Raw genomic sequence first — 18,836 nt, 5'->3', positions numbered from 1 at the left:
GCCGCGGGGACGAAGCTGTACGAACAAGCCCTGCTCAAGTACTTCGTCAAAACCTTCGACCGGCTCTGGCGCCTTGCCACCCCCATGTACGCCGAGGCCGTGGAGCCCCCCGACCTCAACGGCATCACCCCCCGCCAACACGCCATCGCCTCCCTCCTCGTCGAAGGCCATACCGACGCCGTCATAGCGGAGCGTCTCGGGATGAACGTGCGTACCGCCCGCGTCCACATCGCCAAGCTCGCCGACACCCTCGGCAGTGAGAGCCGTGCCCAGCTCGGCTATCTCATCGCACGCTCGGGAATCCTGGACCGGAAACCTGATCCGGAAAGCTGACCGCGGCCATCCCGCCCCGGTCGCCCGTGTCGCTCGTGTCTCCCGTACCGTCCGTGTGCGCGGGCCCGTCCAGCCCCACCTGGGCTATCCGCACGCCCAGTTGGGTACGGCTCGCCGCTCCGAGGGTCTCCGACAGGCGGGCGATGTGGGCGCGGCACGTACGGACGCTGATGCCGAGGCGTTCCGCGATCACCGCGTCCTGGTGGCCCTCCGCCAGCAGGGCCGCGATGGACTGCTCGCGGTGGGAGATGCCCTCGATGCCGGTGTCGGGGAGCGGCGCGGTCAGGGGGAGCGCCAGGCGCCACAGGCGCTCGAAGACGGTCACCAGGTAGGCGACCAGGGCCGGGTGGCGTAGTTCCAGGGCCATCGTGTGGTCGTCGTTGGCGGGGACGAAGGCCACCGTGCGGTCGAAGAGGATCAGCCGGTCGATCACCTCGTCCAGGGTGCGGGCCTCGACCGCGTCACCCATCAACTCCAGGTAGTTGAGCAGACCTTGGCCGTGCCGGGCCACGTGCGTGTACAGGTCGCGCATGCGCACGCCCCGGGCGCGCAGCGCCAGCGCGCGGGGCAGCCCCTCGGTGAGCTCGGCCTCGCGCCGGATGCCGCCGGGCTGCACGGTCAGCACCTCGCTCGTGCACGCCTCGGTCGCCTCGTCCATCGCGGCCTGGATACGGGACAGCCCGTCCAGGACGCGGATCGCGCTGCCCTCGGCCGCGGCGGGCGCCGAGGACTGCAGCTGCCGGCCCAGACCGGCGTACCACTCGAAGGCGGCCACCGCCGTTCCCACCCGCCGCTGGCTGTCGCGGACTTCGTCGTACACGCCGCGCAGCAACCGGGTCATGACCTCCTGCGGCGAGGTCGGCACCAGCCAGTCCATGTCGTCGGGGTCCGGGTGCAGCAGGGCCAGTTCCAGCAGGCAGGGCACCGGCTCGGCGTCCGTGCGCGGCACGCGTCCCCTGCGTACGGCGCGGGAGTACACGCGGTCTGCCGCACCGCACAGCCGATCGGCGCCGTGTGGATGCTCCTGAGTCGCGCGCCCGGTCATCGACCATTTCACCCCCGGTGTGCTGCCACTTCCGCAGCGCAACTATGCGCGGCCCGACCGGCCTCCGCAACACGGCTCTCCACGCCGCGTCTTCCGGAGCGCACCGGTTTCGACCGCTTGCCCACCTCCTCTCCCATCTCGTTCCGGCTCCGTACCGGGCTGTCGCGCGGGTTACTTGAGGCCGATCATCGCGCAGGCCGCCCGGTACCTGGGGGTGCAGATGTCGGAGACCTTGTAGATGCCGTCCGCGACGACGGTGTCCTTGATGTTGTGCTTCGTCAGGGCCGACACCTGCACGAGCTGCGCCGGGATGCCCTTGTTCGTGGGGCTGTTCACCTTGTCCTGGGTCAGCGCGTCGAACTGGATGTCCTTGCCCTGGACCTTGGCGACGGCCATCTCGGCGGCGGACTGAGCCTCGTCCGGGTAGGACTTGTAGACGCTCATGTACTGCTCGCCGGTGACGATCCGCTGCACCGCGTCCAGTTCGGCGTCCTGGCCGGTGATCGGCGGCAGGTGGGTCACGCCGGCGGCCTTGAGGGCCTTGATGACGCCGCCCGCCATGCCGTCGTTGGCGGCGTAGACGCCGGCGATGTTGGCCTTGCCGATCTGGTTGATCGCCTGGGTCATGTTGGCCGCGGCGTTCTCCGGCTTCCAGTCCTTGGTGTCGTACCTGGCCGCGATGGTCACCTTGCCGTTCAGCTCGGACAGCGCGCCCTGCTTGAACTGCTTGGCGTTCGGGTCGGTGAGCGAGCCGTTCATCATGACGATCCGGTCGTGGAGGCCGCTCTCCGAGCCCAGCGCGTCCAGCAGCGAGCGGCCCTGGACCTCGCCGACGAGTTCGTTGTCGAAGGAGATGTACGCGTCGATGGGACCCTCGGCCAGCCGGTCGTAGGCGATGACCGGGATGCCCGCGTCCTTGGCCTTCTGCACCGAGCCCGCGATGGCGTGCGAGTCGACCGCGTCGACCAGGATGACGTCGACCCGCCGGTCGATCATCTTCTGCATCTGCCGGGCCTGCGTGGCCGCGCTCGCATCGGCGTTGGCGTACTCCACCTTGCCCCGCTTCGCGGTGAGTTCGGCGACCTTGTCTCTGATGATGGGGTAGTCGAATCTCGCGTACCGCGTGTTCGCCGTCTCCGGCAGGAGCAGACCCACCGTGATGTCGTCGCCCTTGGTGGGGCCCGCGTCGCTCGCGCCCCCCGCCGCGTCCAGTACGCCACAGCCGGCGAGCGAAAGGATCATCGTGGATGCTGCCACAGATATGGCGATACGACGCATTTGGAGGCTCACTTCAGGTGCGTAAGGGACGTGGACGCTTCATTGCGGTCCAGGTGACTGAAAAGCCAACGCGGCATGAACACCTGGCGTCAAGGGAAACTACTTAACGAGTCCGCAACACCACACTCCGCAGGCCTGTGAAGGTTGAGTACAAGCTCCTCCAAACGCCCTTTACGGTCCCCTCACCAAAGGGGCGTTCACGAGGGGGCAAAGAGCCGGCCTGCCGACTCCCCCTCAACTCCCGTCCCGGGAACACGAAACGGGGCCGGGAGGATCACCTCCCGGCCCCGCTCACATGGGTGCGCCGCTCAGTCCGAGGACTGCTGCCGCTTCGGCCGCCACACCACCAGCGCGCTGGTCTGCTGGACCTCCTGGTACGGAACCAGGTCGCGTCGGTACGAGGCGTGGACGGCGGCCTCGCGCTGCTGCATGGCGGCCGCCGCGCCGTCCAGGGCCGACTCCAGCTCCGCCACGCGGGACTGGAGGGCGGCGACCTGGTTCTCCAGTTCGATGATGCGCTTGATCCCGGCCAGGTTGATGCCCTCGTCCTGCGACAACGCCTGCACCTGGCGGAGCAGTTCGATGTCACGGGCCGAGTAGCGCCGCCCCCGGCCGGCGGTGCGGTCGGGGGAGACCAGGCCCAGCCGGTCGTACTGGCGCAGCGTCTGCGGGTGCAGGCCGGAGAGCTGGGCCGCCACCGAGATGACGTAGACCGGGGTCTCCTCGGTCAGTTCATACGGGTTACGTCGACGGCCGTCCATCACTCTCAAGCTCCCTTCGCGGCCTCGAACAGCTCCGCCCGCGGGTCCTCACCGGCGGTCGCCTCGCGGTACGCCTCAAGCGCATCACGAGCCTTCCCCGAGAGGTCCTTGGGCACGCTCACCTCGACGGTGACCAGAAGGTCGCCGCGGGTACCGTCCTTGCGCACCGCGCCCTTGCCCCGCGCCCGCATGGTGCGGCCGTTGGGCGTGCCCGCGGGCAGCTTGAGAGTGACCGCGGGGCCGCCGAGGGTCGGGACACGGACCTCGCCGCCGAGAGCCGCCTCGGCGAACGTCACCGGGACGGTGACGGTGAGGTTGTCGTCCTTGCGGCCGAACACCGGGTGCGCGCCGACGTGCACGACGACGTAGAGGTCGCCCGCCGGGCCGCCCCGCTCGCCGGGCGCGCCCTTGCCGCGCAGCCGGATCCGCTGCCCGTCCGTCACCCCCGCGGGGATACGGACCTGCATGGTCCGGGACGACTTGGCGCGGCCGCTGCCCTTGCACTCCGGGCAGGGATGCTCGGCGATCAGACCGCGGCCCTTGCAGTCGGGACAGGGGTCGGTGAGGGAGAAGCCTCCGCCCGAGCCCCGTGCCACCTGGCCGGTGCCGACGCAGGTCGGGCACACGCGCGGCGTGCCGTTCTTGTCGCCGGTGCCGGAGCAGGCCTTGCACGGCGACTGCGAGGACATCCGCAGCGGGACCGTGGCGCCCTCGATGGCCTCCGTGAAGCTCAGCGTGACCTCGGACTCGATGTCCTGGCCGCGCCGGGGCTGCGTCCGCGTACCCGCGCCGCCTCCCCGGTTGAACAGGCCCCCGAAGACGTCACCGAGGCCGCCGCCGAAGCCTCCGCCCTGGGCTTCCGCGCCTCCGAAGAGGTCGCCCAGGTCGAAGTTGAAGCCGCCGCCGCCCGCGCCCGGCCCCGGGCGGAACCCGCCGTTGCCGAAGAGGGCGCGCGCCTCGTCGTACTCCTTGCGCTTCTTGGGGTCGCCGAGGACGTCGTTCGCCTCGGAGATCTCCTTGAAGCGCTCCTCGGCCTTGACGTTGCCCTTGTTGGCGTCCGGGTGGTTCTCGCGGGCGAGCTTCCGGTACGCCTTCTTGATCTCGGCCTCGGTGGCGTCCTTGGGGACGCCGAGGACCTTGTAGAAGTCCTTCTCGATGAAGTCCTTGGTGCTCATCCTCGACGCCCCTCCTTCCTGTCAGTGTTTACGTCAGCCCTCCTCCGGGCCACCGTTCTCCTTGTCGTCGGCTGCGCCGTTCTCCTCGGCCTCCTCGGCCTTGCCCGCCTGGGCACCGGGCTGGGGCTCGGCGACGGCCACCCGCGCGGGGCGGATGGTGCGCTCGCCGATGCGGTACCCGGGCTGAAGAATCGCCACGCACGTCGTCTCGGTGACGTCCGGCGCGTACGAGTGCATCAGGGCCTCGTGGATCGTCGGGTCGAACGGCTCGCCCTCCTTGCCGAACTGCTGCAGCCCCATCTTCGCCGCGACGGTCTCCGTCGACTCGGCGACGGACTTGAATCCGCCGACGAGCTCGCCGTGCTCCCGCGCGCGGCCGATGTCGTCGAGCACGGGCAGGAGCTCGGTCAGGAGGTTCGCGACGGCGATCTCCTTGACCGTGATCCGGTCGCGCTCGACACGGCGGCGGTAGTTCTGGAACTCGGCCTGGAGGCGCTGGACGTCGGCGGTGCGCTCGCTGAGTGCGGTACGCACCTGGTCCAGCTGGGCGACCAGGCCGGCGATCTGGCTGGCGTCCCCGGCCGGGGCCGCCGCCTCCTCCGAAGAGGGGGAGGCGGCCTGCGGCTCGGCGTCCTCGGGGGTGGCGCCGGAGGGGACGTCGGGCTTCTCGTCGAAGCCCGGGGTCTCCTCCGTCACGCGGCACCGTCCTTGCGCTCGTCGTCCACGATCTCGGCGTCCACGACGTCGTCGTCGGCCTTGGCGCCACCGTCGGCGGCACCCTCGGGACCGCCTGCGGCCTGCGCGTCGGCGTACATGGCCTGGCCCACCTTCTGGGAGACGGCGGCGACCTTCTCCGTGGCGGTGCGGATCTCGGCGCTGTCCTCGCCCTTGAGCGCGGTCTTCAGCTCCTCGACGGCGGACTCGACCTCGGTCTTGATGTCAGCCGGGACCTTGTCCTCGTTGTCCTTGAGGAACTTCTCGGTCTGGTAGACGAGCTGCTCGCCCTGGTTGCGGCTCTCGGCGGCCTCGCGGCGGCGGTGGTCCTCCTCCGCGTACTGCTCGGCCTCCTGGCGCATCCGGTCGACCTCGTCCTTCGGCAGCGAGGAGCCGCCGGTGACGGTCATCTTCTGCTCCTTGCCGGTACCGAGGTCCTTCGCCGTGACGTGCATGATGCCGTTGGCGTCGATGTCGAAGGCGACCTCGATCTGCGGGACGCCGCGCGGGGCCGGCGGCAGACCGGTCAGCTCGAACATCCCGAGCTTCTTGTTGTACGCCGCGATCTCGCGCTCGCCCTGGTAGACCTGGATCTGCACGGACGGCTGGTTGTCCTCGGCCGTCGTGAAGATCTCGGACCGCTTGGTCGGGATCGTGGTGTTGCGCTCGATGAGCTTGGTCATGATGCCGCCCTTGGTCTCGATACCGAGGGACAGCGGGGTGACGTCGAGAAGCAGGACGTCCTTGACCTCGCCCTTGAGGACACCGGCCTGGAGGACGGCGCCGATGGCGACGACCTCGTCCGGGTTCACGCCCTTGTTGGCGTCCTTGCCGCCGGTCAGCTCCTTGACGAGCTCGGCGACGGCGGGCATACGGGTGGAGCCACCGACGAGAACGACGTGGTCGATCTCGGACAGGTTGATGCCGGCGTCCTTGATGACGTTGTGGAACGGCGTCTTGCAGCGCTCCAGCAGGTCGGCCGTCAGCTGCTGGAACTGGGCGCGCGTGAGCTTCTCGTCCAGGTGCAGCGGGCCCTCGGCGGACGCGGTGATGTAGGGCAGGTTGATCGAGGTCTCGGTGGACGAGGACAGCTCGATCTTGGCCTTCTCGGCGGCCTCGCGCAGACGCTGCAGGGCCATCTTGTCCTTGGACAGGTCCACGCCGTGACCGGACTGGAACTGCTTGACCAGGTAGTCGACGATGCGCTGGTCCCAGTCGTCACCACCGAGGTGGTTGTCACCGTTGGTGGCCTTCACCTCGACGACGCCGTCGCCGATCTCCAGGAGGGACACGTCGAAGGTGCCGCCACCGAGGTCGAAGACGAGGATGATCTGCTCGTCCTTGTCGAGGCCGTAGGCCAGCGCGGCGGCGGTCGGCTCGTTGACGATGCGCAGGACGTTCAGACCGGCGATCTCACCGGCCTCCTTGGTCGCCTGACGCTCGGAGTCGTTGAAGTACGCCGGGACGGTGATGACCGCGTCCGTGACCTTCTCGCCCAGGTAGGACTCGGCGTCCCGCTTCAGCTTCTGCAGGATGAAGGCGGAGATCTGCTGGGGGTTGAAGTCCTTCCCGTCCAGGTTGATCTTCCAGTCGGTGCCCATGTGGCGCTTGACGGAGCGGATGGTCCGGTCCACGTTGGTGACCGCCTGGCGCTTGGCGACCTCGCCGACAAGCACCTCACCGTTCTTCGCGAAGGCGACGACGGACGGCGTGGTCCTGGCACCCTCGGCGTTGGTGATGACGGTGGGCTCGCCGCCTTCGAGAACGCTGACGACGGAGTTAGTCGTGCCCAGGTCGATGCCGACCGCACGTGCCATGGTGATTTCCTCCAGCTGACTTGAGTGGAACGGACTCAAGTGTGCACGAGGATCACCGCGCGGTCAACAGACTTGAGTGACATTGACTCAAGTCTTATCCGTTCCGCACACGCAACGAGCCCGTGGCCTGCGCAGACGCGATACGTCGGGCCCGAACAGAGCCGCCGTACACCGGAATTCGCAGCAGGAGCAGTACGACGACGAGCGCGGCGCCCGCCACCCAGAACAGGGCGCCCTCCCCCGCCAGCCCGGCCTCCGCGAGCACCCCGACGAGCACCCCGGAGAAGGACCCGATGGCCAGCAGCACGGTAGCCCCTTGCGGGGTGAGCCCGAGCCGCCGCAGCCGGTGCGCGAGATGGTCGTGCCCGCCGCGCAGCAACGGCCGCCGGGCCGTGGCCCGCGAGAGGACCACGAGCAGCACGTCCGCACTCGCGACGGCGGTGAGCGCGAACAGCACGGCCGCACTGGACCCGAGCCCGTACCCGGCCCGCGTGAAGACGGCGGCCGAGGCGATCAGGAACCCCGTGAACAGCGACCCGCAGGCCCCGAGTCCCACGCGCGCGGGATGCCAGTTGTGCATGAGGAACCCGGTGAGCGCGGCGGCGAACACACTGAGCAGAACGGCGAGTCCGTCCATCACCTCGGCGGCGGCACAGGCCCCGACCCCGAAGGCGGTGATGACCCCGACGGTCCCCGCGAGCCCGTCGGCGTGATCGAGCGCCCGGAAGGCGAGGGCGACGAACACGACCCAGACCACGGCCAGCATCCCGGCGGCCACCCCGGTCTCCTCGTACGGCACGACGCACGCCGCCGCCACCGCCGTACCGGCGACGAGCACCCGCGCCCGCAGCCGCCACACGTCGGCGACCAGCCCGAGCCCGCTGACGGCACCGCCCGCGACGAGCAGCCTGCCGACCCCTTCACCGAGCGGCGCCACCCCCGTCCACTCCCCGACCCCGGCAACCAGGCAGGTCACGAGCACGACGGCCGCGCCGCCGACCAGCGGCAGGGGCTGCGGGCGGCGCCGGTCGACGATTCCGATCCGTCGGCCGGGCCGGCGCAGCAGTGCCGCGAGCGCGGCGGCGAGCAGGAGGGCTGCGATGGCGGCGATGATCCCGTAGAGCACGGCACTAAATTAGGCGTGAATGGAGCAATTCGGTACGAATAACACGATCAGATTGCCTGCCGATTTCCCCACCGGATTCCGGAGCGACCCACAGGGCAGTCGTTCCGGGGTGGTTCTCGGCCGGTTCCGGCGGCGGCTCCCGGCCCGGCCCTCGGGCGGGCTCCGGGGCGGGCTGCCAGGGCCCCTCAGCGACCCAGATCACCCCGCGCCTGACTACAGTGCGAGGAAAGATACGGGTAGTCTCAGACGGACTGCATAAGTTACCGCTTAGTAATTTCGAGGTCTCCCTCGAAAAGACCCTCGCAGGCCCGAGGAGCCCCCATGCAACTCGCCGCGATCATCGTGTCGCTGGTCCTGACCGTGGTCGGTGTTGCGCTGCTCGCACGCGCCATCGGCCAGTTCGTCCGGTATTTCAGACTAGGCCAACCCGTCCCCGCGGGCAGCCGGTCCGACAACCCCTACGCGCGCAGCGTGACGCTGGTGCGGGAGTTCCTCGGCCACACCCGGATGAACCGGTGGGGCATCGTGGGCTTCGCCCACTGGTTCGTGGCCATCGGCTTCCTGACGCTGCCGCCGACCCTCGCCCAGGCGTTCGGCCAGCTGTTCAAGGCCGACTGGGTGCTGCCGGTGCTCGGCGACTTCCTGCCGTTCGAGCTGTACGTCGAGTTCATCGGCGTGATGACCACCCTGGGCATCCTCGTGCTCATGGCGATCCGCCTGATGAACCTGCCCTCGCGCCCGGGCCGCAAGTCCCGCTTCGCGGGCTCCAAGGCGGGCCAGGCGTACTTCGTCGAGTACGTCATCCTCACGATCGGCCTGGCGATCTACACGCTGCGCGGCCTCGAGGGCGCGCTGCACCACGTGGGCCACTACGAGGCCTCGTACTTCGCGTCGTACCCGCTGGTCCTCGCCTTCAAGAGCCTGAGCGTGCCGGCGCTGCAGAACCTGGTCTACTTCACCGCCATGGTGAAGATCGGCACCTCGTTCATCTGGATGATCGTGGTCTCGCTGAACACCAACATGGGTGTGGCCTGGCACCGCTTCCTCGCCTTCCCGAACATCTGGTTCAAGCGCAACGCGACCGGTGAGACGGCGCTGGGCGCCCTCCAGCCGATGACGTCGGGCGGCGAGCCGATCGACTTCACCGACCCGGGCGAGGACGACGTCTTCGGCGTCTCCCAGGTCGAGCAGTTCTCCTGGAAGGGCCTGCTGGACTTCTCCACCTGCACCGAGTGCGGTCGCTGCCAGTCGCAGTGCCCCGCCTGGAACACGGGCAAGCCGCTCTCCCCGAAGCTCCTCATCATGTCGCTGCGCGACCACGCGCACGCCAAGGCGCCGTACCTGCTCGCGGGCGGCGGCAAGACGATGGAGGGCGACGAGAAGGCGTCCGAGGAGCAGCTGAAGGACGTCCCGGCGGCGGCGCTGGCCGAGGCCGAGCGCCCGCTGATCGGCACCGCCGAGGAGAACGGCGTCATCGACCCGGACGTCCTGTGGTCCTGCACCACCTGCGGCGCCTGCGTCGAGCAGTGCCCGGTCGACATCGAGCACGTCGACCACATCGTCGACATGCGCCGCTACCAGGTGATGATCGAGTCCGCGTTCCCGTCCGAGGCGGGCACGATGCTCAAGAACCTGGAGAAGAAGGGCAACCCCTGGGGCCTGGCCAAGAAGCAGCGCCTGGAGTGGACCAAGGAGGTCGACTTCGAGATCCCGGTCGTCGGCAAGGACATCGAGGACCTGTCCGAGGTCGAGTACCTGTACTGGGTCGGCTGCGCCGGCGCCCTGGAGGACCGCGCCAAGAAGACCACCAAGGCCTTCGCGGAGCTGCTGCACATCGCGGGCGTCAAGTTCGCGATCATGGGCGGCGACGAGAAGTGCACCGGTGACTCCGCCCGCCGCCTCGGCAACGAGCCCCTGTTCCAGGAGCTCGGCATGGAGAACGTCGCCTCGCTGAACATGGCGTTCGGCGAGGACGGCGAGGACGAGTCGACGAAGAAGCCGAAGTCGGCCAAGAAGATCGTCGCCACCTGCCCGCACTGCCTCAACACCCTCGGCAACGAGTACCCGCAGATCGGCGGCGACTACGAGGTCATCCACCACACCCAGCTGCTCCAGCACCTGGTGGACGAGGGCAAGCTGATCCCGGTGACCCCGGTCGAGGGCATCATCACGTACCACGACCCGTGCTACCTGGGCCGCCACAACAAGATCTACACGCCCCCGCGCGAGATCATCGCCAGCGTCCCGGGCCTCCGGAACGAGGAGATGCACCGCCACAAGGAGCGCGGCTTCTGCTGCGGCGCCGGTGGCGCCCGGATGTGGATGGAAGAGCGCATCGGCAAGCGCATCAACAACGAGCGCGTCGACGAAGCTCTCTCCCTCAACCCGGACATCGTCTCCACGGCCTGCCCGTTCTGCCTCGTCATGCTGACCGACTCGGTCAACGGCAAGAAGAACGACGGCAAGGCGAAGGAGTCCATCCAGGTCGTGGACGTGGCCCAGCTGCTGCTGGACTCGGTCAAGACCCCGGTCACGGACGAAGGCGACGACGAGCCCCCGGCGGACGACGCGGCATCGGAGAACACCCCGGAGCCGGAGCCGGTGAAGTAACGGCCCCCACGGCGCCTTCCTTACGGAACACGACGCCCCCTGCTCGGTCCGACGAGCAGGGGGCGTCGTCGTACGTTCAGTCGTGGATGCTGCCGACCGAGGTGAAGACGTACACCAGCAGAACGGCCCGCCAGCCCAGGAAGCAGCCCACGTTCAGCGCGGCCCGCACGGTCTGGACCGGCACCGACCAGGCCGCACGCGGTCAAAGGTGCACGGCGACCACCACGAGGATCACGGCCGGGATCAGCATGTACACCACCAGGCCCGCTTCTGCCCATTTCAGCGGGTACAGCCGAGCTCTTGCCGGTCTCCGCCGGTCGTAGACGACGCGGATTTCACCACTGTCCGGCAGGGGGGAGGTCCTGCCCTTCTTGGCGGCTTTCTGTGCCCTGCGGTACAGGTCCGAAGTGAGAATCACTTGGGAACCGCCATGGTGATCCTCGAAGAGGAGCAGATATCCGTGACGCCCTCCGGTCCAGTCCTCGCGACTTCCGGTGATCACCACCGTTTCGCCCCTGCGTTTCAGCATCCAGAGCGCCCACGGCCAGTAAAGGCCAAAGGACATGCACGCAGCGGCCATGACGAGCAGAATCCACTGAACAACGAGAGTGTCCACGGCTCGAACGTATCCCCACTCGCCGAGGACAGAACCCGGGCTGTCGTCCCCCTCACCCCCCGTCCTCGGGCCCGCGCACCGTGTCCGCGTCCTCGTCACGCCCCCTTGCGTGCTCGCCCCCGTTCTCGCGTGCCCGGCGCCGGTGTGGCATCAGTTCGCGTACGCGGGAGTCGCCGGCGCCGACTATGGGGAGGGGGTGGGTCGGCGCGTTCGTGTCGGGGCGGGGGAAGTCGAGCAGGCGGCCCGCGGCGGACAGGGGGTCGGGGTCGGCCGGATGCTCGGACGGGCCCGGCGGAGCCGTCGGTTCGGCGGGGTCGGGGGACTCGGCGGCGGGGCGGATCGCCTGCGCGTGTTCCTCCCAACCAGTGCGATACCACCGTAAGTTGGCGCGCTGCACCTCCTCGTCGGTGAGGATGCGTACGGCCTCGGGGCCCGCCTTCCTGACCTTCTGGCCCAGTTCGATCAGGAGGTCACCCAGTAGTTGAGTCAGCCGGTTCCCCGCGGGACCCTGGCCATCGGTGCCGTGGGCGTCGTAGATGTCGTAGGTGTCACGGTCCGGGTCGTCCCCCTCGCGGTCCATGCGCGCACTCCTTCCCGCCCCTCACCTGCGGCTCCTCCCCTAAGAGCCCTCCGGCAGGAACTGTCTGGCCACCTTCACGAACAGGCCCCGCAGGTCCTCAGGGATTCCCATTCTCCGAGCCGCCTCCTCGGGACTGATCCGCGCACCGGCCCCGCCGCCCCCGCCCAACTCCGGCTCCAGCGGCAGGTCTTGCTCGGACAGTCGTCCGGAGCGGATCAGCATGTCTCGCAGCGGCACCCCGAGCACCACAGCCAGGCGCCGCATCGTTTCCAGGTCCGGCATGCTCTGCCGCTGCAGCAGCCGCGTCACGGCGGCCCGGTGCACCCCGGCGTCGTCGGCCAGTCTGGACTTGCCGCCACCGCGCGGTCCGTCGATGACGTAACCGCGGCCGCGCATGAGGCTCTCCACCCACGCGGCGAACTCCTCGAGTCCGCCGGCGCGCTCCAGGCGTTCCGTACGTTGGCTGGACTCCATGGCCCCGCACTCCCCTCGACGGGGAGAAGCCTACCGCGCGCACGCGCACCGTAAATGTGCGCACACGCACGCAAGGTTTTCCTCATGTCCGCCACCCACCTTCGAATGCATGTTCGCACGACCGCCTCAACTACGCACGTCTCCATGGCGATTGACATGGAGTGAACCTCCCCCCTCTTTCCGCACACCACCCTCTCTAAACACTTGCGCTCGCGCTCGCACGATGTCACGCTGACGAACAGCTGGCATATGTCGAACACACGTTCCTATCGAACGGGAGGCAGTGCACATGACCAGCGAGCTTGACTGGCGCAGGGCTGCAGCCTGCGTCAATCTCCCCCAGCGCTACGTGTTCACCCGTAGCGCTTCCGACGCCAAACATGCGTTGCGCGCATGCAACAAGTGCCCTATCCGGCGCGAATGTGAGGCCGTCGTCGACCCGGCACACACCTGGTTCGACGGCGTCAGCGGCGGTCGGTTGTGGCGCAATGGGCGGGTGGTCGCCGTATGAGCCGCCCGGACTGCGCCTGCAACACCGACACCGACACCGACACCGACACCGACACCGACCGTACGACCCTCGGGCAGGGGCACGACATCACCGTCTGGATCAGCTCCCTGCTGCACCGGTTCCCCCAACTCGTCGCCGAGCTGGCCCCCTTGGCCCGGGGCGGGCCGCGCGAGAGGCGCGGGAGTGGAGCCGTCGAGGGCCCCACCGCCCCCGTACGCCTGCACATCTCCGACGTCGTCCGGGACATCACCGACGGGGTGGTCGAACTCGAGGAGGCCGTACGCGAACGACTCGGCCTACGCCCCGTACGTCCGGCCCCCGTACCGGTGCGACTGCGCCGCATCGCCGGGCTGCTGGAGCGGATCGCGGCCGACCCCGTGCTCGCCGCACACGCCGAGGACGAGACCCGGCGCATGGCCGCACGCTGCGCCCGCGCACTCGGCGACCCCGAGCAGATGGTCCGCCTGCCCGGCCGCTGCCCGGTCTGCGACTGCGTGTCACTGCGGGCGTTTCCCGAGCGGGCGCAGGTGCGGTGCGTGAATCCGGCCTGCGGCCGCGTACTGGATCCGGAGCGAGAGGGCGAACGACCGTGAACTCCCCGCTCATCACCGTCGAGTTGGCCGCCGCGGAAGCCGGTGTCACGCCTGCGGCCATTCGCAAGTGGGTGCAGCGCGGGCATCTGCGACCCGCCGACAAGCAGGGCAGGAAGCAGTTGTACCGACTGGAGGACGTGTTCGCGGCCGAGCGGGCGACGTACCGCTCCCGCGGCAGCCGTTAGCCCCTCGCACCTGCGTACGTCGTCAGTCCCTCGTGCGTACGTCACCAGGCCCCGCCGCTCACTGCGGTGGGGCCTTTGACATGCGACAACTCGGCCTGATGGTACGTCAGTTGCGGGATCCGAGCCCTGGCGTCACACTCGAAGCAGCGGCAGAGCTGCGCCCACTTCCGGGGCGACGGGCCTGCCGCTTTTTGCTGCCCTCGTCTCCCCGAAGGGAGCGTCCATGTGGCGATCCTGAACTTCCCCGACGCCGAGCGGCTCGTCGTCGACTTCCTGACGGCACGGACCGAGATGACCGGGACCACGGTCGACAACCGTCCGCCCGCCGGGTTCGACGGCACCCAGCAGGTCGTCCTCGTCTCCCGCGCCGGCGGCGCCTGGATCGACGACCTCCACCTCGACCGGCCGCTCATCGACCTGGAGGTCTACGGGCCGGACAAGACCACCGCGCTCGTCACGGCCAACGCGGCCCGCGCCTGTGCGCTGGAACTGGTCGGCACGCAGTACGGCACCGCGCTCGTCACGGACGTCGACGAGGCGGACGGGCCGCGCTGGCTGCCGGACTACAACCGGCCGGCCGGCAACCGCTACCTGGCCACGCTCCGGCTGTCGATCCGGCCCGCGTAACACCTCCGCCCCCTCTCTGGAGTACACATGGCAGGCTTCAAGAACACCGAGATCCGCATCGCCGGCACCGGCAACGTCTGGTGGGCCCCGGCCGGCACCGCGTCACCGAAGGAGACCACCGCACTGGCCGCCCCGTGGGTGAACCTCGGCTTCACCTCGTCCGACGGGGTCAAGTTCAACAAGAAGGACAAGAACGACCCGGTCGACACCTGGCAGTCGATGGCCCCGGCCCGCTTCATGCTCTCCGACCGGGACCTGACCCTGAAGTTCCAGCTGCTGCAGATCAACAAGGACACGTTCCCGTTCTACATGGGCCTTCCGTCGTCCTCGATCACGACCTCGGGGTCCACCACGGAGGCCACCGCGCAGAAGATCGACATCACCGGCGCCCCGGGCGGCCAGGACCAGCGGGCCCTGGCCATCGACTTCGCGGACAACAACGGCACCAAGGACCTGCGGTACCGCCTGGTGATCCCGTACGGCGCCGTGTCCGAGGTGGAGGAGCTGTCGCTGAGCCGCACCGGTTCGGTCAAGCTCGGCGTCACCTTCACCGCACTGTCGGGCGACGACCCGACCAAGCCGCTGGCGACCTGGCTGGTGAACGACCCGGCGGCGCTGGCCTGAAGCGCCCCCGCCCCCAAGGTGCCCGGCGTGCGCACGCTCGTGCGCACGCCGGGCACCGCCCCTCCCCTCGGACAAGGAGCCCCACATGGCCGCATTCGACGTCAACGCCGCCCGTGCCCAGCGTCTGGAGGCGCTCGGCCACGACTGGTCCTTCGAGCTGGACGGCGACACCTTCACCCTGCCGACCGAGCTCACCCGCGCCACCGCGCACAAGCTGCGCGATCTCGACGACAACGACGTGGACGGGCTACTCCGACTCCTTCTCGGAGAGCCGCAGTTCGCCCGCTTCGAGCAGCACGACGTCACCATGCAGGACATCGCCGCGATCCTGGAGACCTACGGCAAGGAGACGGGGCTGGGCCTGGGGGAAGGCTGAGCCTCGGCGAGCTGGTCGACGAGCACGCCGAGGCCATCGAGGCCGACCTGCTCCGCCACTACGGCGTGGACCTGCTCGACTGGCACCGCGGCCGGCTCTCCTCGCGCCGGCTCGCGGTGCTCGTCAAGCACATGCCGCGCGACAGCGCCGTCGCCCGGGAACTTCACGGCGAAGCCGCGGACTGGGCAGTCACCGAGCATCTGCTTGCGCATGTGGTCGACCAACTCGCCGAGGCGAACTGGATGTTCGCGACGGTCAACGCAGACGAGGACAGCGACCCCCTCGACTACCCAGAGCCCGTCCATCGCCCCGGGCAGCCACACGAACCGGAGCAGCACACCGCGAGCACGCCGGGGAACTCTTTCCCGCCTCCGGAGGAAGTCCAGCGGTTCCTCGCATAAGACCGCGTTGCCGCGACACACCCGGCTACAGGCCCCACACGACGTAGCCGATGCCAAAGAGCAGGACCCCCAAAGCCACGGCGATCAACCCATTTCGTTTCACCATTGCTGCGGTTTCGATATTCCCTTCCGCTTTGTCGTGGCGCACCTGCCTCAAGAAGACGAGGCCCACGATAAAGCTGACCCCTCCAATTCCACCCAGGATAACCGTTACGGCTCTGGCCACCATGAGGGCAGTGCCTACTTCACGTGCAGCGATCACGAAATCCTCCACCTCGATAGCCCCCTGAGGAAAACACTCGCCAAAGATGGCGCCGGCGCGCCGCCGGGAGGGGCAGGCGTCAGAGGTACGAGAGGCCGGTCAGCACAAGCACCACCGTCGCGATGCCGCCGACGATCCACGGCACGAGTCCACGGCCCAATTCCGACGTCATCAGCGCATACCAGGGGTGTTTGGGGTCGTAAACGACGTCCACTCGCTGGCCGATTCCGGCAGGCGGAAACCTGTAATTCTGGGTCGTGCAGTAGTACTGCGTGCCGTCGACCTCGTACTGAAGGCGCAGGGCCACCGCGCCCTCCTTGTTCCGCGATTGATCGATGCACAGAGCGCGAACGGCAACACCTCGGCGTCGAAGCCCTCCGTCACGCCAGATGGCCAGAATCGACCCGCCCAGAGCGGGGATTCCAAGAATAAGAATGCCCGGACCGTATTCACGTAGACCGTCGAGCAAGTTGCTCACCCCTCCAACGTCGCCGGTGCCTCGGCGGTCACGAACCCTAGGGCATTCAGAGGCCGACAACCAGCGCGCCACCTGCGCAATGTCGGCTGCACGGTGCCGCTGTTCAGGACGGAAAAGGCGTCGACTCCATCGAGTCCGCAGGAGATGACCCGGTCCCTCGCCTGAGACGGCGCCATCGGCCCAAGCGCCACCAGGTGCGTCACCCCAGCGCCTGGAACCCGCCGGCTGTCGCTGCGATCGACGCCGCCACGACGAACACGTACTGCGCGACGCGGTACTGTCCGATGGACTGCCCGCGGTCCTCCAGCAGGACGGCACGTCTCGGATGGTCCGGATCGTAGAGGACCTGCGCCACTTCCCCCACCTCGACCAAAGGGCCCCCCGGGCGACTCACCGCCGCCGCCCTGATCCGTCGTCCGTCCTCGAGTCGGAAGAAGCAGTAGGACGTCGCTTCCCCGTCCTGCCAGCTGACCCACTCGCACACGGCCTCGGCCAACGCCCCGTGCTCGTTCAGCCAGTACACGCGCCGGACTCTGCCGCGAGCCCACAGCGCACCCCACACGAAGACCGCGAACAGCCACCAGGCCGTCATGCCCAACCCCTCCATCCCATGAGCGTCGATCAGGCGCCCAGCAAGGAGGACACCCATGCCCGTCCCGCCGATCCCGCCGATCTCGCCGGTCCCGCCGCCCCCCGCGATACCCCCCGAGCTCGTTCACAAACTGCTGGAGCAGGCAAAGAATAGTGCCGTCGAGGTCGCCAAGACTGTTTTCGCGAACCTCCAGTTGCATAAGGCCGGTGGAATCCAGGCAACCACCGCGTCAGGCCAGGCCTTCAAATTCGACCCTTCTTTGATCAAGTACGACGAGAAGGGGCTGACCATTGCCGGAGTGACCGTCAAAGGAGTTCCGTCCGTTCAGAGCCTCATGAAGCCCCTCGTTGAACCCATGCTCCAACGTTTCAACCTGATGAAGGTCGAAGAACCCAAAGCTGCGCAGAAGGACCTCCACACACTGGCTACAAAGGTCACTTCCGTGGAGCGGTCGGCCTCGACCGCCTCCCGCAAGGCTCACGACGCCGGTGACTCCGTACAGCGCCTCCACCGGACCATGAGCCAGAAACTGGATGGGATCAAGATCCGCATGATCGAGCAGGCCGACCAGGTCCGGAAAACGGGACATGAAGTCGACTCACTCAGAACGGGCGCACGTCACACGATCACGGAAATGGACACCCTGCTCGATCTGATGACAGACCTGGAACATCGCATAGGCCACTGAGGAGGAAACCCTCATGTCCCTCGTACAGAGTCTGAAGGGCGCTACCGGGGCTGTCCGTCAATTCGCCTCCGCGTCCCGCAGCGCTCACGGTTCCGTGAGGCAGCTCAAGGATTCGACGGCCCAGGTGGGCGGCGGAGTCACCAAAGCGAATGCCGCTACCGGCAAGTTCAAGTCCTCCCTCGACCACCTCAAGTCCTCCTCCAACAACGCCAAGAACGCCCTCCGCGACGTCAAGCGTCAGTCCGACGCCGTCGAGCGATCCGTCGGCAGGGCCGGTAAGAACGCCGACCGGGGTGGGCGGTCGATGGGCGGCCTGGGCCGGGGGCTCAAGGGGGCCTCGCTCGCGCAGAAGGGGCTCAACCTGGCCATGGCGGCCAACCCCTTCGGCCTGGTGATGGCCATCCTCGCGCCGCTCATCTCGCAGTTCATCAACATGGACAAGGTCACCGCCCTCGTCGCCAAGGGCGTGAAGTGGGCCTTCAGCCACATCCTCGGGGCCATCAGGAGCCACGCCGGGCCCATCAAGTCCGTCCTGAAGGGCATCATCAACGCCTTCACCGCCCTGCCCCGCGCCTACATCAGCGGCATCAACGCCATGATCAGCGCGCTGAACCGGGTCCACGTCAAGATCCCCGGCTGGGTACCGGTCATCGGCGGCAAGGAATTCCGGATCAACATCCCGCAGATCCCCAACATCCCCACCCTCGCCACCGGCGGCATCGTGCCCGCCCGCACCGGCGGTACCCTCGCGGTGCTCGGTGAGGCCGGCGAGCCCGAGGCCGTCATCCCGCTGTCGAAGCTCGACCGGGTGCTGGGGCCGGGTGGCGGGATCGGCCGCCTGACCGCCGCGGTGGAGCGGCTCGCCGAGCGGCCGGTCGTCGTCCAGGTCGACGCGCAGACCATCGCCCGCGCCGTGTTCCTGGGGCAGCGGCAGCTCGCCCGGCGGTAGCCCGTCGACCGCCACCCTCCC

23 protein-coding genes and 1 pseudogene are annotated in these 18,836 nt (G+C 68.5%); 11 read left to right on the top strand and 13 right to left on the bottom strand.

Annotated elements, in window-relative coordinates; translation table 11 throughout:
* Positions 1 to 27 precede the first annotated feature (27 nt).
* A pseudogene (locus tag ABZ910_RS05710) lies at positions 28 to 333 on the top strand (helix-turn-helix transcriptional regulator); the annotation flags it as partial.
* Here ABZ910_RS05710 and ABZ910_RS05705 read toward each other — a convergent pair.
* The 7 genes from ABZ910_RS05705 to ABZ910_RS05675 all read right to left on the bottom strand — a co-directional run bounded on the left by ABZ910_RS05705 (position 284) and on the right by ABZ910_RS05675 (position 8,249).
* A complete protein-coding gene (locus ABZ910_RS05705; protein ID WP_361359725.1) occupies positions 284 to 1,378 on the bottom strand; it encodes a helix-turn-helix transcriptional regulator in 1,095 nt (364 codons plus the stop codon). The pseudogene ABZ910_RS05710 and the gene ABZ910_RS05705 overlap by 50 nt on opposite strands.
* Positions 1,379 to 1,549: 171 nt before the next feature.
* A complete protein-coding gene (locus ABZ910_RS05700) occupies positions 1,550 to 2,656 on the bottom strand; it encodes a substrate-binding domain-containing protein (protein ID WP_361359722.1) in 1,107 nt (368 codons plus the stop codon).
* Positions 2,657 to 2,964: 308 nt separating this feature from the next.
* A complete protein-coding gene (locus tag ABZ910_RS05695) occupies positions 2,965 to 3,417 on the bottom strand; it encodes a helix-turn-helix domain-containing protein (RefSeq protein WP_361359719.1) in 453 nt (150 codons plus the stop codon).
* Between the two features lie 5 nt (positions 3,418 to 3,422).
* Positions 3,423 to 4,592, bottom strand: coding sequence for a molecular chaperone DnaJ (gene dnaJ / locus ABZ910_RS05690; protein ID WP_361359716.1), 1,170 nt, complete (start codon positions 4,590 to 4,592; stop codon positions 3,423 to 3,425).
* Positions 4,593 to 4,625: 33 nt separating this feature from the next.
* A complete protein-coding gene (grpE, locus tag ABZ910_RS05685; protein WP_361359713.1) occupies positions 4,626 to 5,288 on the bottom strand; it encodes a nucleotide exchange factor GrpE in 663 nt (220 codons plus the stop codon).
* Positions 5,285 to 7,123: a molecular chaperone DnaK gene (gene dnaK / locus ABZ910_RS05680; protein ID WP_361359710.1), complete on the bottom strand. Its 1,839-nt coding sequence runs from the start codon at positions 7,121 to 7,123 to the stop codon at positions 5,285 to 5,287. Before dnaK ends, grpE begins: the two co-directional genes overlap by 4 nt.
* 94 nt (positions 7,124 to 7,217) lie before the next feature.
* Entirely contained in the window at positions 7,218 to 8,249 is a 1,032-nt protein-coding gene (locus ABZ910_RS05675) for an MraY family glycosyltransferase (protein ID WP_361359707.1), read from the bottom strand.
* A gap of 321 nt (positions 8,250 to 8,570) precedes the next feature.
* On the opposite strand from ABZ910_RS05675, the gene ABZ910_RS05670 reads away from it, so the two are divergent.
* Positions 8,571 to 10,859 carry a (Fe-S)-binding protein gene (locus ABZ910_RS05670; RefSeq protein WP_361359704.1) on the top strand — a complete coding sequence of 763 codons (2,289 nt, stop codon included), beginning with the start codon at positions 8,571 to 8,573 and terminating at the stop codon, positions 10,857 to 10,859.
* 202 nt (positions 10,860 to 11,061) lie between these two features.
* Here ABZ910_RS05670 and ABZ910_RS05665 read toward each other — a convergent pair whose 3' ends face one another.
* Genes ABZ910_RS05665 through ABZ910_RS05655 form a run of 3 tightly spaced genes read right to left on the bottom strand, consistent with a single transcriptional unit; the run spans position 11,062 to position 12,529 of the window.
* Complete coding sequence (locus tag ABZ910_RS05665; RefSeq protein ID WP_361359702.1) at positions 11,062 to 11,475, bottom strand: DUF3592 domain-containing protein; 414 nt, start codon at positions 11,473 to 11,475, stop codon at positions 11,062 to 11,064.
* A gap of 52 nt (positions 11,476 to 11,527) precedes the next feature.
* Positions 11,528 to 12,055 carry a hypothetical protein gene (locus tag ABZ910_RS05660; RefSeq protein WP_361359700.1) on the bottom strand — a complete coding sequence of 176 codons (528 nt, stop codon included), beginning with the start codon at positions 12,053 to 12,055 and terminating at the stop codon, positions 11,528 to 11,530.
* A 39-nt stretch (positions 12,056 to 12,094) separates the two neighbouring features.
* Positions 12,095 to 12,529 (bottom strand): helix-turn-helix transcriptional regulator, encoded by a 435-nt coding sequence (locus tag ABZ910_RS05655; RefSeq protein WP_361359697.1) that lies wholly within the window; start codon positions 12,527 to 12,529, stop codon positions 12,095 to 12,097.
* 289 nt (positions 12,530 to 12,818) lie between these two features.
* Between ABZ910_RS05655 and ABZ910_RS05650 the strand changes: the two genes are divergently transcribed.
* The 7 genes from ABZ910_RS05650 to ABZ910_RS05620 all read left to right on the top strand — a co-directional run bounded on the left by ABZ910_RS05650 (position 12,819) and on the right by ABZ910_RS05620 (position 15,846).
* Positions 12,819 to 13,040, top strand: coding sequence for a WhiB family transcriptional regulator (locus ABZ910_RS05650; RefSeq protein ID WP_361359694.1), 222 nt, complete (start codon positions 12,819 to 12,821; stop codon positions 13,038 to 13,040).
* A complete protein-coding gene (locus tag ABZ910_RS05645; protein ID WP_361359691.1) occupies positions 13,037 to 13,633 on the top strand; it encodes a hypothetical protein in 597 nt (198 codons plus the stop codon). Before ABZ910_RS05650 ends, ABZ910_RS05645 begins: the two co-directional genes overlap by 4 nt.
* Positions 13,630 to 13,818, top strand: coding sequence for a helix-turn-helix domain-containing protein (locus ABZ910_RS05640; protein ID WP_361359688.1), 189 nt, complete (start codon positions 13,630 to 13,632; stop codon positions 13,816 to 13,818). Before ABZ910_RS05645 ends, ABZ910_RS05640 begins: the two co-directional genes overlap by 4 nt.
* Before the next feature lie 291 nt (positions 13,819 to 14,109).
* Positions 14,110 to 14,445, top strand: a complete 336-nt coding sequence (locus tag ABZ910_RS05635; RefSeq protein ID WP_361359975.1) for a hypothetical protein — start codon at positions 14,110 to 14,112, stop codon at positions 14,443 to 14,445.
* 27 nt (positions 14,446 to 14,472) lie between these two features.
* Positions 14,473 to 15,069, top strand: coding sequence for a phage tail protein (locus ABZ910_RS05630; RefSeq protein WP_361359685.1), 597 nt, complete (start codon positions 14,473 to 14,475; stop codon positions 15,067 to 15,069).
* An 85-nt stretch (positions 15,070 to 15,154) separates the two neighbouring features.
* Positions 15,155 to 15,445, top strand: coding sequence for a hypothetical protein (locus ABZ910_RS05625; protein WP_361359682.1), 291 nt, complete (start codon positions 15,155 to 15,157; stop codon positions 15,443 to 15,445).
* Positions 15,446 to 15,510: 65 nt separating this feature from the next.
* Complete coding sequence (locus ABZ910_RS05620) at positions 15,511 to 15,846, top strand: hypothetical protein (RefSeq protein WP_361359679.1); 336 nt, start codon at positions 15,511 to 15,513, stop codon at positions 15,844 to 15,846.
* A gap of 25 nt (positions 15,847 to 15,871) precedes the next feature.
* Here the strand turns inward: ABZ910_RS05620 and ABZ910_RS05615 are convergent, their stop codons facing one another.
* The 3 genes from ABZ910_RS05615 to ABZ910_RS05605 all read right to left on the bottom strand — a co-directional run bounded on the left by ABZ910_RS05615 (position 15,872) and on the right by ABZ910_RS05605 (position 17,178).
* Positions 15,872 to 16,120, bottom strand: coding sequence for a hypothetical protein (locus ABZ910_RS05615; protein ID WP_361359676.1), 249 nt, complete (start codon positions 16,118 to 16,120; stop codon positions 15,872 to 15,874).
* 67 nt (positions 16,121 to 16,187) lie between these two features.
* Entirely contained in the window at positions 16,188 to 16,586 is a 399-nt protein-coding gene (locus tag ABZ910_RS05610) for a DUF3592 domain-containing protein (RefSeq protein ID WP_361359673.1), read from the bottom strand.
* Between the two features lie 199 nt (positions 16,587 to 16,785).
* Positions 16,786 to 17,178 carry a DUF3592 domain-containing protein gene (locus tag ABZ910_RS05605; RefSeq protein ID WP_361359670.1) on the bottom strand — a complete coding sequence of 131 codons (393 nt, stop codon included), beginning with the start codon at positions 17,176 to 17,178 and terminating at the stop codon, positions 16,786 to 16,788.
* A 55-nt stretch (positions 17,179 to 17,233) separates the two neighbouring features.
* Between ABZ910_RS05605 and ABZ910_RS05600 the strand changes: the two genes are divergently transcribed.
* The gene (locus ABZ910_RS05600; protein ID WP_361359667.1) at positions 17,234 to 17,866 is read left to right on the top strand and encodes a hypothetical protein; all 633 of its coding nucleotides are present in this window, start codon (positions 17,234 to 17,236) and stop codon (positions 17,864 to 17,866) included.
* 94 nt (positions 17,867 to 17,960) lie between these two features.
* On the top strand, positions 17,961 to 18,815 hold the full coding sequence (locus tag ABZ910_RS05595) for a hypothetical protein (protein WP_361359664.1): 855 nt from the start codon (positions 17,961 to 17,963) through the stop codon (positions 18,813 to 18,815).
* Positions 18,816 to 18,836: the final 21 nt, after the last annotated feature.

The sequence above is a fragment of the Streptomyces sp. NPDC046805 genome, from assembly GCF_040645355.1.
Lineage (GTDB): Bacteria > Actinomycetota > Actinomycetes > Streptomycetales > Streptomycetaceae > Streptomyces.
The sequence above is the reverse complement of the archived record's forward strand: the minus strand, read 5'-3'. Positions and strand labels throughout refer to the sequence as shown.